Consider the following 14,554-nt stretch of genomic DNA (forward strand, 5'->3'; position numbering starts at 1 on the left):
TCGCGGCATGAGCAGCCACGACGCCTCCGCAGCTCCCGCCCCACGGCCTGGCGTGTTGCTGGTACCCGGCTGGGACGATGGCCGCGGGCAGTACCGAAGGCTGGCGCGCGAGCTTTCGAGCCGGGGCTGGATCTGCCGCACGGTCGATCTGCCGAATCCATCGTGGTCCGCCGCGGAGCGGGAGACGGTGACACGCGCAGACAACCTCGAGGACGTGGTGCGCGCCTACGACGCGCTCGCGCGCGAACCGGCCGTGGTTCAGGATGCGATCATCCTCGTCGGCGTCAGCTATGGCGGCTACCTCGCGGCTTTCGCGAGCGCGATGCGTCCTGTACGCCGGCTGGTGCTGCGCGCGCCGGCGCTCTACCGAGACGAGGACTGGACGCTACCCAAGGAGCAGCTCGACAAGCAGGACCTGTCGGTCTATCGCCTCCTGAGGCTGCGCCCGGTGGACAACCGGGCGCTGGCGGCCTGCGCCGCCTTCCAGGGCGAAGTGCTGGTCATCGAATCCGGGCACGACGACACCGTGCCGCACCCGGTCATCGAGAACTACCTGTCGGCCTTCGAGCAGGCCCGGTCGGTCGATGCCGAAGTGCTCGAAGGCGCCGACCACGCCTTGTCGCATCCCGACTGGGAACGCGACTTCCTTCTGCGTCTGGTCGGATGGCTGGCAGGGCGGGCCTCCGGGGTTCAGAAGCCGTAGTACTTGTTCACGCTGCTGTTGTAGGCCTCGTCGTAGTCGGGTACGTCGTCGGTCGCATAGCGCGGCGCTCCTTCGAGCTTCGCCTTGTCCAACGGGACGACGTAGCCGTCCTGCGACGTGTCGTACTTCAGCATGTCCCAGGGAATCGGGTAGCGGTCGGTGCCGATTCCCAGGAAGCCGCCGAACTCCATCACCGCATAGCGGACCTGGCCGGATATCTTGTCGATCATGAGATCGTCGATCGTGCCGAGCTTGTCGCCGCCCGCGTTATAGACGCTGGTGCCTTCGACGCGTTCCGAAGAGATCACGTCATGGATCGAAGTGGTGGTGGTCATGCAAATGCTCCGGGAAATCGACCGGCACGGCTGGGTATGCCGGTCAACGCTTCCAAAGCCCAGCACAACAGGTATCGCGTGCTCGATGACGCTACTGGATCAGCCCGGTGGCCGTGTTCCTGTAGGTGGATCCTCGCGGAGCGGGCCGGACGCACCCGGGCGCACCGGCGGATTTCAAAGCCTGCCGCCCAGCTCCCCCTGCCTGAAACGCCGCACGTCGCGTGCCGGCGGGGCGCCGAACATCCGGCTGTACTCGCGGCTGAACTGCGAAGGGCTTTCGTAGCCGACCTTGTAGCCGGCCTCCGCCGCGTCCACCACGTCGCTGAAGAGCAGGCGGCGCGCTTCCTGCAGGCGCAGCTGCTTCTGGTATTGCAGCGGACTCATCGCGGTCACGGCCTTGAAGTGGTGGTGCAGGGACGACACGCTCATGTGCGCGGCCCGCGCCATGTCCTCCAGCTTCAGCGGAGCGGTGCTGTGTTCCCGCAGCCAGGCGATGGCGCGGCAGATCCGCTGGCTATGGCTGCCCGCGACCGCCAGCTGGCCGAGCCGCCAGCCGTTCTCGGCCTTCAGCAGGCGGTAGTAGATCTCCCGGATGACCAGCGGCGCGAGGGCAGGGACGTCCTCGCGGGTGTCGAGCAGGCGGATCAGGCGCATCACTGCGTCCAGCAGTTCGATGGAGGTCTCGCCGGTGAAGATGCCTCGCGCCGCTGCCTTCGGCGGCTTGACGTGGTCCGCCTCCAGCATCATCGTCGCGATCGCCGTGGGATCGATGTCGAGGCGCAGGGCCAGGTAGGGCGCTTCGGGGGTCGCATCGATGACCTGGCCGGTCACCGGGAGGTTCTGCGACACCACGAGATGGCTGGACGAGTCGTAGACGAACAGCTCGTCGCCGAGCATGACGCGCTTGCTCCCTTGCGCAATGAGGCAGAAGGCGGGGTCGTAAGCGCCGTGGAGCGGCTCGCCGACGCGCGTGGATCGGAACACCGCCAGGCCGGGAACGGCAGTGGGGTTCGTGCCCTCGGCGACGGCGAAGCGCTCGATCAGCGCGGCGAGTTCGGCGCGCCGCAGGACCAGCTGCAGCTGCTGGTCCGGACGTTCGCGGGCGGTGGCGGCAGTGGAGACGGTGCTCATGTCCATAGCTTAGGCAAGCCCGTTGGATTTGTCTCGCGCGGCCGGCCGCGTCTGGACGATCGGGCAAGAACTTGCGGCGATCCTGCAAGCGGCGAGGCCTGCTTCTGCTCGGCTTCGTCCCGAATCCCGAGCGGACTGCATGAAGATGGTTTCGCTGTTCAAATCCGGCTTCCGCAACCCACAGGAAAAAGTATCGTGAGCTCATTGGACATCGTCGGCCTCTGCGGCAGCCTGCGCGCCGACTCCGTCAACCGGATGGCGCTGAACCTGGCTGCATCGCTGATGCCGGACGGCATGCGAATGGAAGCCGTCGAATGGCGCGAGATCCCGCCTTTCGACGGCGACGTATTGGCCAAGGGCCTGCCGCCGGCCGTGCTGGCGCTGCGCGAGCGCATCCGCCGCGCCGACGGCGTGCTCATCGCCACGCCCGAATACAACTTCTCGATCCCGGGCGTGTTCAAGAACGTGCTCGACTGGGTGAGCCGCGGCGAGGACCAGCCCTTCGCGAACAAGCCGGTGGCCATTCTTTCCGCCTCGCCCGGCCCGGTCGGTGGCGCGCGCGTTCAGTACGACCTGCGCCGCGTGATGCTGTTCATGAATGCCATGGTGCTGGCGAAGCCCGAGGTGTTCATCGGCGGCGCGGGCGCCAAGTTCGACGCCGCCGGCCAGTGCACCGACGAGACCACCCGCAAGTTCGTCGGCGACCAGATGCGCGCCTTCGACAAGTGGGTCAGTGCAGTAAAGCGCATGAGCTAATGTCGGTCGCGTCCAGCACGATGGGTGCGGAGGGCGCGGCCCGGTAGCGCTCAACGGCCTTGGCCTCGATGCAGTCGAAGTAGTTCTCGCAGGTTTCGGTCAGGTCGCCGTCGTGGGTTGGGGACAGGCCGCGCAATGCGGCTTCGGAGATATGGGCAATGATGCGGGGGCCGTCGAGGCCGTCGGGATAGATGGCGAACCGGACGGTTTTCGTCTCGGTGCAATGGATGGCTTCGCAGTACATGAAAGTCTCTGGGCTCTCTTTTTTCGTGTGCATGGATTTCATGTCGTTGCAAACGAAATGCCTCACGGCATACTTCGCGACCGGGAGAAAGAATGCGCCTACAGAGAAGTCCCTCTTGCCGATGAACGACCCCTTCGATCTGCAACGCTTCGTCGACGCCCAGGACGCCGTGATCGACCGCGTCCGCGATGAGCTGCGCAACGGCCGGAAACGCAGCCACTGGATGTGGTTCGTCTTTCCGCAGCTCGCTGGCCTCGGCCGCAGCGAGATGGCTCGGCACTACGCGATCGCATCGCTGGACGAAGCGCGCGCCTACCTCGCGCATCCGCTGCTCGGGCCGCGCCTGCGCGAATGCGGCGCGCTGGTGCTGGCCGTTCAGGGGCGCATGATCGGCGAAATCTTCGGCGCGCCGGACGATCTCAAGTTCTGGTCGTCGATGACGCTGTTTCTCCAGGCCGACCCGTCGCAGGCGGTGTTCCGCGACTGCCTGCACAAGTATTTCGGTGGCCGGTCCGATCAGGGAACCTTGTCCCTGATCGAGAGCGGCCATGGCGGCTGATCCTTCGATGCGGCGGGCGCGGGGCGGCTGGGGCAGGGCGGGTGCGTGGCTGGTTTGGCTCGCGCTCGCGCTTCTCGTCACGGGCTGCGCCGGACTGCCGGCGATCGTCGAGCGTCCGCCGTCCTTCACCCTGGCCGATACGGCGGACACGCCGCTCGCGCGCATGGCCACCAAGGGCGCGCCCGACGTGCAGCTGAGCGGCTTCCGGCTGCTGCCGATGCCTGCGTATTCGATGCACGCGCGCCTCGAGCTCGCGCGCCGGGCGCAGCGCAGCATCGACATCCAATACTACCTGGTGCAGAACGACGAGACCGGCCGCTACCTGCTGCGTACCCTGCGCGATGCGGCCGAGCGCGGCGTGCGTGTGCGCGTTCTCATCGACGACCTCTACACCGCCGGCGCCGACGAGCTGCTGGCCGGCCTAGGCGCCCATGCGAACGTGGAGGTGCGCCTGTTCAACCCCTTCCCGGCGGGCCGCGACCGTCTCGCCACGCGGCTCGCGGCCTCGCTGTTCGACATCGACCGCATTCATCGCCGGATGCACAACAAGCTCTTCGTCGCCGACAACGCGATGGCGGTTGTCGGCGGGCGCAACATCGCCAACGAATACTTCCTGCGCGACGCCGGGTCGAACTTCATCGACATCGACACGCTGGTGACGGGCGCGGTGGTGCCGAGGCTCTCCTCGCTGTTCGACGTCTACTGGAACAGCCCTTACGTGTATCCCGTCCAGTCGCTGGCCGCCGTCGGCGGCTCGCTGCGGCAACTGCGCGAGCGCTTCGAAGAGCTGACCTGGGATGCGGCCATCTGGATGCCCTCGGCGCCGATCGAGCGCGACCTGCTGGGCTACCGCGCGCTGGGGGAAGACCTCGACGAAGGCGAGCTCTCGCTGATCTGGGCGCGGGCCGAAGCCTACGCGGACGCGCCGCACAAGGCGCTGGGCCCGAAAGAGGACCGGCCGCGCGTGACGGCCGATGCGCCCGAGGGCGTGCTCTACAACGTGCGCCGGATGGTCCGTTCGGCCGAGCGCGAAGCGCTGATTACCACGCCCTACCTGATCCCGGGCCGCGGCGGCATGGAGTCGGTGCGCCGGCTGCGCGAGCGCGGCGTGCGCTTCACGCTCGTGACCAACTCGCTCGCGGCCACCGACGAATCGCTGGTGCACCTGGGCTACCGCCGCTACCGGCCCGAACTGGTGAAGCTCGGCGTGGAGCTCTTCGAACTGAGCCCGAAGCGCGTCGAGAAGACCAAGCGCTTCGGCGTCTTCGGCTCGGCCGCCGGGCGCCTGCACGGCAAGTCGGCGGTGGTCGACGGCAAGGCGGTGTTCCTCGGCTCGCTCAATTTCGACCCGCGCTCCGATCTGCACAACACCGAGCTGGGACTTTTCATCTACAGCCCGCAGGTCGCTGCGCAGCTGACCAGCCTGATCGGCTTCATCACCATGGATGCGGCCTACCGCGTTCGCATGGATCCGAAGGGAAACATCGAATGGGTGAGCCCGGCGGAAGACGGCGGCCCCGACCTCGTGCTGCACGAGGAGCCCGAAACCGACTTCGGCTCGCGCCTGAAACTGGAGTTCTTCGCGCCGCTGGTGCCGGAGAGCCTGCTCTAGGGCATCGCGCGGCCGCTGAGGTAGGGCTCGGGATCGACCGCCACGCCCTGCTTGCGGATCTCGAAATGCAGCTTCACGCGGTCGGCGCCGCTCATGCCCATCTCGGCGATCTTCTGGCCCTGGCGCACCACGTCCCTCTCTTTCACCAGGATGTGCTGCGCATGCGCGTAGGCGGTGAGGTAGGTCTCGTTGTGCTTCACGATCACCATGTTGCCGTAGCCGCGCAGTTCGCCGCCGACATAGACGACGCGGCCGTCGGCCGAGGCGAGCACTGCATCGCCCAGGCTGCCCGCGATGTCCAGCCCCTTGTTGCGCTTGCCGTCGAAGCGCGAGAGCGTCGGGCCTGCGGCCGGGCGGATGAAGGCGGCCTGGAGCTGCGGCGTCGGATTGCTGGGAACGACGGTGGCCTGGCCGGGACGCTGCGGGGGCAGCGGCGTGGTCGAACAGGCCGCAAGGCCGGCGGCTGCGAGGGCGGCGAGGCCGGCGCGGAGAGCGAGTGTCTTGGATTGCATTGCGCTTCTTGGAACTGATTCGGCGCCGAGGGTTCCGCCAGAGGCCGGGCCGAGGCGCGTTTTTAGCATGGCGAGCGGGGCGAGGGTGCGGCCGCGGCCTGGAGCGAAGGCTGGCGGGCCAGCACCGCGGCGCGCGCGCCGGCATCGAGGATGCGGCCGGCTTCCATCAGCACGACGGTATCGAAGCGCTCGAGCAGGCTCAGCCGATGGACCGATGCGATCACGCAAGCACCAGGAAAAGCCGCCGCGATGCGCTCCAGCACGCGGCCTTCGGTGGCGGCATCCAGCGCGCTGGTCGGCTCGTCGAGCAGCAGCAGCGAGCTGCCTTTCGCGGCCAGCACGCCGCGCGCAAGGCACAGGCGTTGCCGTTGCCCGCCCGAGAGATTGAAGCCGCGCTCGGACAGCGACGTGTCCAGATCGCCGCGCGTGGCCGCGAGCACTTCGTCGAAGGTGCTGGCGTGCAGCGCGGCGCGGATCGCGTCGTCGTCGAGCGGCTGGCCGAAGCCCAGGTTCTCGCGCACGCTGGCTTCGAACACCTCGGTCTCCTGTGGGATCAGGGTCGCGATGCGGCGCAGCCGCGGCCATGGCGTGGGCTCGCCGTCGATCGCCAGCGTGCCGCCCTGCGGCGCGTACAGCCCGGCCAGCACGCGCAGCAGCGTGCTCTTGCCGCCGCCGCTCGGGCCCACGAGCGCGATGCGCTGGCCGCGCTGCAGCGTGAGCGCGACTTCGTGCAGCCCGCTCGGCACATGCTCCGTGACCGCTTCGTTACCGCGCGGCCGGTAGTTCCAAACCAGGTTCTCGACCTGCAGCGTGCGCCAGGCCGCATCGCGATCGATGCGCTCCTGCGCCAGGTCGTCCGCGCGCGACGGCGCCTGCCAGATCGGCGCCGCGCTGCCGTAGTCGGTGTGCATGCGCGCGAAGAAGCTGAAGTTGGCCGCCATCGAACTCACGACGCCCGCGGCCTGCTGCGCGTACTGGTAGATCATGAACACCGCGCCCAGCATCACGGCCTGGCCCGGCGTGCGCGACTGCCAGACGTAGACCACGACCAGGCCCCAGGTCAGCGCCAGCCCCATCACGTCGACAGAGCACCACTTGCCCTCGTTGAGCACCACCGTGCGCTTGAGCGGGGCCGAGATCGCCGCCATGCGCTGACGCAGCAACAGGCGCGAGGCGGCCGAGAGCCGCAGGCCGATCACGGTCGAGGCATTGGCCAGGAAGTCGAGCAGCGCGGCGACATAGCGGCGGTCGGCGTCGTTCTCGACTCGGGCCAGCCGCATCAGCGCGCGATCGAAGCGCACGATCACGATCGCGATCACCACGTAGCCGGCGATCGCCATCGCGCCGCTGGTGCGCGACAGCAGCGTGAGCGCGATCAAGGGCCCGATGAAGTTGACGATGTTCGTGAGGTAGATGAACTGGTTCTGCGCGAAGTCCGACAAGGCGCGGCTCGCCTGGTGCACGCGATGCTGCAGCTCGCCCGAATGGTGGCCGTCGTGCCAGGCGAGCGGCGCGGCGGCGATGCGCGCGTAGAGCGTATCGGCCAGCGCCTCGCGCACCCGCAGGCCGACGTTGCGCTCGAGGATGCGTCCCGGTCCATGGACCACCCACGACAGCAGGTAGATCGCCGCCAGCGCCGCGATCCAGCGGCCGGAGCGCGCGATGTCGCCGGTCTGCAGCGCATTGATGGCCTGCGCCGCGAGCCACGGCATCGTGAGCCGCAGCAGCTGGGAGCCGGCGAGCAGCGCGGTCGCGCCGAGCAGTTGCCCGCGCTTGCCCTCGGCGTGGCGCCACAGCGCGCCGTAGAGCTCGCCCATGGCGCCCATCGCATGGCCGGGCGCAGCGGCAGCGCTCATTGAGTGAGCTCCGCGCTGCGCGCTGCGGTATTCGCCTTGGGAACGGCCCGGCGGCTCATGCGAGGCGGCGGCTCTTACTTGAGCGGGATCGGCGTGCCCCGGTCGATCGCAACCGCGGTCACGCTGTTCTTCGGCGAACCGTCGATCAGCAGGTCGGAATAGGTGAGATAGACCAGCGTGTTGCGCGCCGGATCGACCATGCGCACCACGCGCAGCCGCTTGAACAGGATCGACAGCCGTTCGCTGTACACCTCTTCGCGCTTGGCCAGCGGCTGCGTCACGCGCACCGGACCGACCTGGCGGCAGGCGATGGAAGCCTCGGCCTTGTCCTCGGCCAGTCCGAAGGCGCCCGAGATCCCGCCGGTCTTGGCGCGCGAGACATAGCAGGTCACGCCGCTGACCTTGGGGTCGTCGTAGGCCTCGACGACGATCTTGTGGTCCGGCCCGATCAGCTTGAAGGCGGTGTCGACTTCGCCGACCGGTTCGGCCTGCGCGCTCGCGGCCAGCGCGGCACAGCACGACAGGGCGAGAGAATATTTCTTCATACGATGTCGAGCGTGTGGACGCGGTCGAAACTGCCGCGCCGGCGGTCTTCGAAGTAGTGTTCCAGCGCCGCGCGAACGGTGCGGAAGGCGATCTCCTCCCAGGGGATTTGTTCCTCGGTGAAGAGCCTGGCCTCGAGAGTTTCGTGGCCCGGATCGAAGCGGTCGCTCAGGAGCCGCGCGCGATAGAAAAGATGCACCTGCCCCACGCGCACCACGCTCATCACCGCGAACAGGCCCTCCATTTCGTACTCGGCGCCGGCTTCCTCGTCGGTCTCGCGCGCCGCGCCCTGCTCGGTGGTTTCTCCGAGTTCCATGAAGCCGGCCGGCAGCGTCCACTTGCCCCAGCGCGGCTCGATGTTGCGCTTGCACAGCAGCACGCGTTCGCCCAGCACGGGGATGGTGCCGACCACGTTCAGCGGGTTCTCGTAGTGGACCGTATGGCAGGCCGGACAGATGGCGCGCTCCTTGGTGTCGCCGTCGTCGGGCAGGCGGTAGACCACCGCGGTCCCGCAGTTCTTGCAGTGCTTGATGGGGACGCGCAGGAGCATGGGCGGATCAGCCTGCGCGCCGGGCCGCCCCAAGGGCGGGCTGCGCCCCCTCGGGGGGCAGCGAATACACGAAGTGATGAGCGTGGGGGCCCATTGAACCCGCGCGCCGGGCCGCCCCAAGGGCGGGCTGCGCCCCCTCGGGGGGCAGCGAGTACACGAAGCGACGAGCGTGGGGGCTCACGATCAGACTACCTTGACGGTCAGGGTCGGCAAGCCCGTGATCTCGCCGACCATCGTGTCGCCGGCCACCACCGCGGCCACGCCTTCGGGCGTGCCGGTGAAGATCAGGTCGCCGGGCGCGAGCTCCCAGGCGGCCGACAGGTGCTCGATGGTCTCGCCGATGCTCCAGATCAGCTTGCTCACGTTGCTGCGCTGGCGGTCCTTGCCTCCGACTTGTACCGAGATCTCGGCCTTCTCGACATCGCCGGCCTGCGCCACCGGGACGATCGGGCCGATGGGTGCGCTCTGCTCGAAGCTCTTGCCGATGTCCCAGGGGCGGCCCTGCTTCTTCATCTCGCCCTGCAGGTCGCGGCGCGTCATGTCCAGGCCGACCGCATAGCCGAAGATGTGCTTGTGGGCATCGGCGGCCAGGATGTTCTTGCCGCCAGTGCCGATGGCCGCCACGAGCTCGATCTCGTGATGCAGGTTCTTGGTGAGGGAGGGGTAGGCCATGGTGCCGGTCTCGCCGGCAGGGACCACCACCACGGCATCGGCCGGCTTCATGAAGAAGAAGGGCGGCTCGCGGCCGGTGAAGCCCATTTCCTTCGCATGCTCTTCGTAGTTGCGGCCCACGCAGTAGATGCGGTGCACGGGGAAGCGGGCGGCCTGGCCGACCACGGGAATCGAGGCCAGCGGCGGCGGCGTGAAAACGTACTCGGAAGCCATCGGAAGATCGTCCTTTTCAGCGAAAACGGCAGTGTGCCAGAGGGCTGGGCGTGCTGTCCGGCCGGGGCTATGCTTCACACCATGATGAAGCTCCACAACTACTTCCGCTCCTCGGCTTCGTTCCGGGTGCGCATCGCGCTCAACCTCAAGGGCCTGGACTACGACTACATCCCGGTGCACATCGCGCGCGGCGAGCACAAGACCGGCTCGTTCTCCGCCATCTCGCCCGACATGCTGGTGCCGCTGCTCGAGGACGACGGCGAGCGCTTCACGCAGTCGATGGCGATCATCGAATACCTGGACGAAGTGCATCCCGAGCCGGCGCTGCTGCCGCACGATCCGGTGGGCCGCGCGCGTGTGCGGGCGCTGGCGCAGTCGATCGCCTGCGAGATCCATCCGCTCAACAACCTGCGCGTGCTCAAGTACCTGGTGCGCGAACTCAAGCTCGACGAGGCGGCCAAGAACGCGTGGTATCGCCACTGGGTGCGCGAAGGCATGCTGGCCTTCGAACGCCAGCTTGCCCAGCATCCCGCCAGCCTCTATTGCTGGGGCGACGCGCCCACCCTGGCCGACTGCTGCCTGGTGCCGCAGGTCTTCAACGGCCAGCGCTTCGACTGCGATTTCAGCGGCCTGCCGCGCACCATGGCGGCCTTCGAGGCCTGCATGCAGCTCGATGCCTTCCAGCGCGCGCAGCCCTCGCGCTGTCCCGACGCCGAAGCGTAGGAATGTCTGCCCCCCGGTTCGCCACTGCGTGTGCTTCGCCATCCCCCGAGGGGGAGGCGCGGCCGCCTTGGAGCGGCCCGGCGGCGGCCGTCATCTCCGACTGGCTGGTCCCCGACTGGCCCGCGCCGGCTGGGGTGCATGCGCTGTGCACCACGCGCCGAGGCGGAGTGTCCGAGGGCAGTTACCAGGGCCTGAACCTCGGCGGCCATGTCGGCGATGCACCAGCCGATGTGGCCGCCAATCGCGCGCTTCTTCGCCAAGCCATCGGCGCACGGCCCGTGTTTCTGCAGCAGGTGCACGGCATCCGGTTGCTGCCGCTCGATGCGTCCACGCCGGACGGCGAGGCCGCCGACGCCTGCACCACCACGGCCAGCGGCGTGGCCTGCACGATCATGGTCGCCGATTGCCTGCCGGTGCTGTTCACCGACGAAGAAGGCCGGCGCGTCGCGGCCGCGCATGCGGGCTGGCGCGGCCTCGCGGCCGGCGTGCTCGAACAGACGGTGCAGGGCTTCGGCGCCGACGGCCGCCTCATGGCCTGGCTCGGACCCTGCATCGGGCCCGATGCCTTCGAGGTCGGCGACGAGGTGAAGGCAGCCTTCGAGGCCGACACCCCCGAGGCCCCCGAGGCTGCTCGATGCTTCAAGCCCGCTGCGCAAGCCGGCAAATGGCTGGCCGACCTGCCTGGCCTGGCTCGCCAGCGCCTGCGTGCGGCCGGCGTGACGCAGCTTCACGGCAACGACGGCAGCGAAGCCTGGTGCACGGTGCACAACCCGTTACTCTTTTTCTCGCACCGGCGGGACCGCGTCAGCGGGCGTTTCGCTGCCTGCATCTGGCGCGACTGAAGCGCTTGCGCCGGCCCGCATCGCGGCTTCGCGTTCGGCCGCTTCGCGTTCGCGCAGCGCGCGCCGCCGTGCCGGCGTGGTCATCAGGTAAACCACCAGTGCCACCGGCGCCAAGCCGTAGAGTAGAAAGGTGAAGACCGCGCCGAGCACCGTGCCGGTGGTGTTGGTGGCCTCTGCGACCGCCATCATCAGGGCGACATACAGCCAGGCGATGACGACGAGGTGCATAGACGATGTTTTCAGGTAGGTATAGCGGGGCTTGCTGGTCGGGCCCCTGCGAATGCAGCATACTCAAAACCCGTTGCCATGAGGCGAGTCAGGCGAGGAACCAGGAGACGTCATGAGACCAGAACAACAGGCCACGGCAGCCGATAGTTTCGCGCCCTTTCAGCAGGCGCTGACCCAAGGGTGGGAGAAGGCGCTCGAATCCTTCCAGTCGCTCGGCACCGGCGCCAAAGCCGGCGCCCCTTGGGAGATGCCGAAGTTCTCGCTGTCCCCCGCGAAACTGCAGCAGCTGCAGCAGCAGTACGTCGAAGAGGCCACCGAGCTGTGGCGCCAGGACCTTGCGGCGCGCGCCGGCGGCGACAGGCGCTTTGCCGGCGAGGCCTGGGGCAGCAATCCGTTCTCGGCTTTTTCGGCGGCGATCTACCTGCTCAATACGCGCACGCTGCTCGGCATGGCCGAGGCCGTCGAGGCCGACGAGAAAACCCGCTCCCGCCTTCGCTTCGCAGTAGAGCAGTGGACGGCCGCGTCGGCGCCCAGCAACTACTTCGCGTTCAATGCCGAGGCGCTGAAGAAGGCCCTCGACACGCAGGGCGAGAGCATCGCCCGCGGCATCAAGAATCTCCTTCACGATGTGCAGCAGGGCCACCTGAGCATGACAGACGAAAGCGCCTTCGAGGTCGGCCGCAACGTCGCGACCACCGAAGGCGCCGTGGTGTTCGAGAACGAGCTGTTCCAGCTGCTCGAATACAAGCCGCTGACGCCTAAGGTCTACGAGCGGCCGCTGCTCCTGGTGCCGCCTTGCATCAACAAGTTCTACATCCTCGACCTGCAGCCCGAGAACTCGCTGATCCGCTATGCGGTGGAGCAGGGCCACCGCGTGTTCGTCGTGAGCTGGCGCAATCCCGATGCCTCGATGGCCCACTACACCTGGGACCAGTACATCGAGGATGCCGCGATCAAGGCGATCCAGGTGACGCGCGAGATCACGGGCCAGAACAAGAAGGGCGGCCAGATCGACACGCTCGGCTTCTGCGTCGGCGGCACCATCCTCTCGACCGCGCTGGCCGTGCTGGCCGCGCGCGGCGAGCAGCCGGCTGCGTCGGTGACGCTCCTGACCACCTTGCTCGACTTCGTCGACACCGGCGTGCTCGACATCTTCATCGACGAGGCCTTCGTCCAGTTCCGCGAGATGCAGATGGGCCAGGGCGGCCTGCTGGCGGGCGGCGAACTCGCATCGACCTTCAGCTTCCTCAGGCCCAACGACCTGGTGTGGAACTACGTGGTCGGCAACTACCTGAAGGGCGAAACACCGCCGCCCTTCGACCTGCTCTACTGGAACAGCGACGCCACCAACCTGCCCGGCCCTATGTACTGCTGGTACCTTCGCAACACCTACCACGAGAACAAGCTGGCCCGGCCCGGCGCGCTCACCGTGGCCGGCGAGAAGATCGACCTCGGCCGCATCGAGGCGCCTGTCTACATCTACGGTTCGCGCGAAGACCACATCGTCCCGATAGTCGGCGCGTACGCCTCGACGCAGGTGCTCGCGGGCAAGAAGCGCTTCGTGATGGGCGCCTCGGGCCACATCGCCGGCGTGATCAACCCGCCGGCCAAGAAGAAGCGCAGCCACTGGATCCGTGCCGACGGCAAGCTGCCGAAGACCCAGCCCGAATGGCTGGCCGGCGCGACCGAGCATCCCGGCAGCTGGTGGACCGACTGGTCCAACTGGCTCAAGACCCATGCGGGCAAGCAGATCCCTGCCCCCAAGACCTATGGTAAGGGCAGCGCCTACAAGGCGATCGAGCCCGCGCCGGGCCGCTACGTCAAGGCGCGAGCCTGACCCTTCATCCCCTTTTTCAATCGAAGCCTCGGAGAGCACACCATGGAAGACATCGTCATCGTTTCAGCCGCACGTACCGCAGTCGGCAAGTTCGGCGGATCGCTCGCCGGGATTCCGGCCACCGAGCTCGGCGCCATCGTCATCAAGGAAGTGCTGGCGCGCGCCAAGGTCGGCAGCGACCAGATCGGCGAAGTCATCATGGGCCAGGTGCTGGCTGCCGGCGCCGGCCAGAACCCGGCGCGCCAGGCGCTCTTGAAAAGCGGCATCACCAAGGAAACGCCGGCGCTCACCATCAACGCCGTGTGCGGCTCGGGCCTCAAGGCCGTGATGCTGGCCGCGCAGGCGGTGGCCACCGGCGACAGCGAGATCGTCGTGGCGGGCGGGCAGGAGAGCATGAGCCTCGCGCCCCACGTGTTGCCCAACTCGCGCAACGGCCAGCGCATGGGCGACTGGAAGCTGGTCGACACGATGATCGTGGACGGCCTGTGGGACGTCTACAACCAGTACCACATGGGCATCACGGCCGAGAACGTGGCCAAGAAGTACGACATCAGCCGCGCCGCGCAGGACGAGCTCGCGCTCGGCAGCCAGACCAAGGCCGCCGCCGCGCAGGACGCCGGCAAGTTCAAGGACGAGATCGTGGCCGTCAACATCCCGCAGAAGAAGGGCGATCCGGTGGTCTTCGAGCAGGACGAGTTCATCAACCGCAAGACCAGCGCCGAAGGCCTGGCCGGCCTGCGCCCCGCCTTCGACAAGGCCGGCGGCGTGACCGCTGGCAATGCCTCGGGCCTGAACGACGGCGCCGCCGCCGTGCTGGTGATGACCGCCAAGAAGGCGGCCGCGCTGGGCCTGAAGCCGCTCGGCCGCATCGCCAGCTACGCGAGCACCGGCCTCGATCCGGCGTTCATGGGCATGGGCCCGGTGCCGGCTTCGCAGAAGGCGCTGCAGCGCGCCGGCTGGAAGCCGCAGGACCTCGACCTGCTCGAGATCAACGAGGCCTTTGCCGCCCAGGCCTGCGCGGTCAATCGCGAGATGGGCTGGGATGTGAACAAGGTCAACGTGAACGGCGGTGCCATCGCCATTGGCCACCCGATCGGCGCCTCCGGCTGCCGCATCCTGGTGACGCTGCTGCACGAGATGGAGCGCCAGAACGCGAAGAAGGGCATTGCGTCGCTGTGCATCGGCGGCGGCATGGGGGTGGCGCTGACCATCGAGCGCTGACGCTTTCGCTAAGGAGC

The 14,554-nt window shown here is 68.0% G+C and carries 17 protein-coding genes; 8 read left to right on the forward strand and 9 right to left on the reverse strand.

The genetic code is table 11. The annotated features are described in order from the left end of the window. The first annotated feature begins 7 nt into the window (after positions 1–7). Positions 8–703, forward strand: coding sequence for an alpha/beta hydrolase (locus tag EJI01_RS28770; protein WP_185878920.1), 696 nt, complete (start codon positions 8–10; stop codon positions 701–703). Here the strand turns inward: EJI01_RS28770 and EJI01_RS14230 are convergent. Both EJI01_RS14230 and EJI01_RS14235 read right to left on the reverse strand, forming a co-directional pair. Beyond that, the gene (locus tag EJI01_RS14230) at positions 691–1,038 is read right to left on the reverse strand and encodes a PRC-barrel domain-containing protein (RefSeq protein WP_126837803.1); all 348 of its coding nucleotides are present in this window, start codon (positions 1,036–1,038) and stop codon (positions 691–693) included. The genes EJI01_RS28770 and EJI01_RS14230 overlap by 13 nt on opposite strands. A 174-nt stretch (positions 1,039–1,212) precedes the next feature. Further along, positions 1,213–2,175, reverse strand: coding sequence for an AraC family transcriptional regulator (locus EJI01_RS14235; RefSeq protein WP_221885672.1), 963 nt, complete (start codon positions 2,173–2,175; stop codon positions 1,213–1,215). Between the two features lie 189 nt (positions 2,176–2,364). On the opposite strand from EJI01_RS14235, the gene EJI01_RS14240 reads away from it, so the two are divergent. Next, positions 2,365–2,925 carry an NADPH-dependent FMN reductase gene (locus EJI01_RS14240; RefSeq protein WP_260602458.1) on the forward strand — a complete coding sequence of 187 codons (561 nt, stop codon included), beginning with the start codon at positions 2,365–2,367 and terminating at the stop codon, positions 2,923–2,925. Here the strand turns inward: EJI01_RS14240 and EJI01_RS14245 are convergent. Further along, entirely contained in the window at positions 2,900–3,211 is a 312-nt protein-coding gene (locus EJI01_RS14245; RefSeq protein ID WP_185878921.1) for a hypothetical protein, read from the reverse strand. The two genes, EJI01_RS14240 and EJI01_RS14245, sit on opposite strands and share 26 nt — an antisense overlap. A gap of 79 nt (positions 3,212–3,290) precedes the next feature. Between EJI01_RS14245 and EJI01_RS14250 the strand changes: the two genes are divergently transcribed. Both EJI01_RS14250 and EJI01_RS14255 read left to right on the forward strand, forming a co-directional pair. Next, complete coding sequence (locus EJI01_RS14250; protein WP_126837805.1) at positions 3,291–3,728, forward strand: DUF1810 domain-containing protein; 438 nt, start codon at positions 3,291–3,293, stop codon at positions 3,726–3,728. Then, the gene (locus EJI01_RS14255) at positions 3,718–5,340 is read left to right on the forward strand and encodes a phospholipase D family protein (RefSeq protein WP_126837806.1); all 1,623 of its coding nucleotides are present in this window, start codon (positions 3,718–3,720) and stop codon (positions 5,338–5,340) included. Before EJI01_RS14250 ends, EJI01_RS14255 begins: the two co-directional genes overlap by 11 nt. Here the strand turns inward: EJI01_RS14255 and EJI01_RS14260 are convergent. The 5 genes from EJI01_RS14260 to EJI01_RS14280 all read right to left on the reverse strand — a co-directional run bounded on the left by EJI01_RS14260 (position 5,337) and on the right by EJI01_RS14280 (position 9,686). Continuing rightward, positions 5,337–5,852: a murein hydrolase activator EnvC family protein gene (locus EJI01_RS14260; RefSeq protein ID WP_126837807.1), complete on the reverse strand. Its 516-nt coding sequence runs from the start codon at positions 5,850–5,852 to the stop codon at positions 5,337–5,339. The genes EJI01_RS14255 and EJI01_RS14260 overlap by 4 nt on opposite strands. Before the next feature lie 62 nt (positions 5,853–5,914). Beyond that, entirely contained in the window at positions 5,915–7,708 is a 1,794-nt protein-coding gene (locus tag EJI01_RS14265) for an ABC transporter ATP-binding protein (RefSeq protein ID WP_126837808.1), read from the reverse strand. 74 nt (positions 7,709–7,782) lie between these two features. Further along, on the reverse strand, positions 7,783–8,253 hold the full coding sequence (locus EJI01_RS14270; RefSeq protein ID WP_126837809.1) for a CreA family protein: 471 nt from the start codon (positions 8,251–8,253) through the stop codon (positions 7,783–7,785). Next, positions 8,250–8,801 (reverse strand): NUDIX hydrolase, encoded by a 552-nt coding sequence (locus EJI01_RS14275; RefSeq protein WP_126837810.1) that lies wholly within the window; start codon positions 8,799–8,801, stop codon positions 8,250–8,252. The genes EJI01_RS14270 and EJI01_RS14275 overlap by 4 nt, the downstream gene beginning before the upstream one ends. 183 nt (positions 8,802–8,984) lie before the next feature. Then, positions 8,985–9,686 carry a fumarylacetoacetate hydrolase family protein gene (locus EJI01_RS14280; RefSeq protein ID WP_126837811.1) on the reverse strand — a complete coding sequence of 234 codons (702 nt, stop codon included), beginning with the start codon at positions 9,684–9,686 and terminating at the stop codon, positions 8,985–8,987. An 84-nt stretch (positions 9,687–9,770) separates the two neighbouring features. Between EJI01_RS14280 and maiA the strand changes: the two genes are divergently transcribed. Together maiA and pgeF are read left to right on the forward strand one after the other, a co-directional pair. Beyond that, a complete protein-coding gene (gene maiA, locus EJI01_RS14285) occupies positions 9,771–10,409 on the forward strand; it encodes a maleylacetoacetate isomerase (protein WP_126837970.1) in 639 nt (212 codons plus the stop codon). Positions 10,410–10,411: 2 nt separating this feature from the next. Further along, on the forward strand, positions 10,412–11,251 hold the full coding sequence (gene pgeF, locus EJI01_RS14290; protein ID WP_126837812.1) for a peptidoglycan editing factor PgeF: 840 nt from the start codon (positions 10,412–10,414) through the stop codon (positions 11,249–11,251). Here the strand turns inward: pgeF and EJI01_RS14295 are convergent. Further along, positions 11,183–11,479 (reverse strand): hypothetical protein, encoded by a 297-nt coding sequence (locus EJI01_RS14295; RefSeq protein WP_126837813.1) that lies wholly within the window; start codon positions 11,477–11,479, stop codon positions 11,183–11,185. The two genes, pgeF and EJI01_RS14295, sit on opposite strands and share 69 nt — an antisense overlap. Positions 11,480–11,591: 112 nt before the next feature. Here EJI01_RS14295 and phaC point away from each other — a divergent pair, with 112 nt between their 5' ends. Next, on the forward strand, positions 11,592–13,316 hold the full coding sequence (gene phaC / locus EJI01_RS14300) for a class I poly(R)-hydroxyalkanoic acid synthase (RefSeq protein WP_126837814.1): 1,725 nt from the start codon (positions 11,592–11,594) through the stop codon (positions 13,314–13,316). A 42-nt stretch (positions 13,317–13,358) separates the two neighbouring features. Next, a complete protein-coding gene (locus EJI01_RS14305; RefSeq protein WP_126837815.1) occupies positions 13,359–14,537 on the forward strand; it encodes an acetyl-CoA C-acetyltransferase in 1,179 nt (392 codons plus the stop codon). The last annotated feature ends 17 nt before the right edge of the window (positions 14,538–14,554 follow it).

The sequence above is a fragment of the Variovorax sp. MHTC-1 genome (assembly GCF_003984645.1).
GTDB lineage: Bacteria > Pseudomonadota > Gammaproteobacteria > Burkholderiales > Burkholderiaceae_C > Variovorax.

Excerpts from the sequence above, each read along its gene's own strand:
- EJI01_RS28770 (WP_185878920.1), top strand. The coding sequence starts at position 8 with ATGAGCAGCCACGACGCCTCCGCAGCTCCCGCCCCACGGCCTGGCGTG.
- EJI01_RS14230 (WP_126837803.1), bottom strand. The coding sequence starts at position 1,038 with ATGACCACCACCACTTCGATCCATGACGTGATCTCTTCGGAACGCGTC.
- EJI01_RS14235 (WP_221885672.1), bottom strand. The coding sequence starts at position 2,175 with ATGGACATGAGCACCGTCTCCACTGCCGCCACCGCCCGCGAACGTCCG.
- EJI01_RS14245 (WP_185878921.1), bottom strand. The coding sequence starts at position 3,211 with ATGAAATCCATGCACACGAAAAAAGAGAGCCCAGAGACTTTCATGTAC.
- EJI01_RS14250 (WP_126837805.1), top strand. The coding sequence starts at position 3,291 with ATGAACGACCCCTTCGATCTGCAACGCTTCGTCGACGCCCAGGACGCC.
- EJI01_RS14255 (WP_126837806.1), top strand. The coding sequence starts at position 3,718 with ATGGCGGCTGATCCTTCGATGCGGCGGGCGCGGGGCGGCTGGGGCAGG.
- EJI01_RS14260 (WP_126837807.1), bottom strand. The coding sequence starts at position 5,852 with ATGCAATCCAAGACACTCGCTCTCCGCGCCGGCCTCGCCGCCCTCGCA.
- EJI01_RS14265 (WP_126837808.1), bottom strand. The coding sequence starts at position 7,708 with ATGAGCGCTGCCGCTGCGCCCGGCCATGCGATGGGCGCCATGGGCGAG.
- EJI01_RS14270 (WP_126837809.1), bottom strand. The coding sequence starts at position 8,253 with ATGAAGAAATATTCTCTCGCCCTGTCGTGCTGTGCCGCGCTGGCCGCG.
- EJI01_RS14275 (WP_126837810.1), bottom strand. The coding sequence starts at position 8,801 with ATGCTCCTGCGCGTCCCCATCAAGCACTGCAAGAACTGCGGGACCGCG.
- EJI01_RS14280 (WP_126837811.1), bottom strand. The coding sequence starts at position 9,686 with ATGGCTTCCGAGTACGTTTTCACGCCGCCGCCGCTGGCCTCGATTCCC.
- maiA (WP_126837970.1), top strand. The coding sequence starts at position 9,771 with ATGAAGCTCCACAACTACTTCCGCTCCTCGGCTTCGTTCCGGGTGCGC.
- pgeF (WP_126837812.1), top strand. The coding sequence starts at position 10,412 with ATGTCTGCCCCCCGGTTCGCCACTGCGTGTGCTTCGCCATCCCCCGAG.
- EJI01_RS14295 (WP_126837813.1), bottom strand. The coding sequence starts at position 11,479 with ATGCACCTCGTCGTCATCGCCTGGCTGTATGTCGCCCTGATGATGGCG.
- phaC (WP_126837814.1), top strand. The coding sequence starts at position 11,592 with ATGAGACCAGAACAACAGGCCACGGCAGCCGATAGTTTCGCGCCCTTT.
- EJI01_RS14305 (WP_126837815.1), top strand. The coding sequence starts at position 13,359 with ATGGAAGACATCGTCATCGTTTCAGCCGCACGTACCGCAGTCGGCAAG.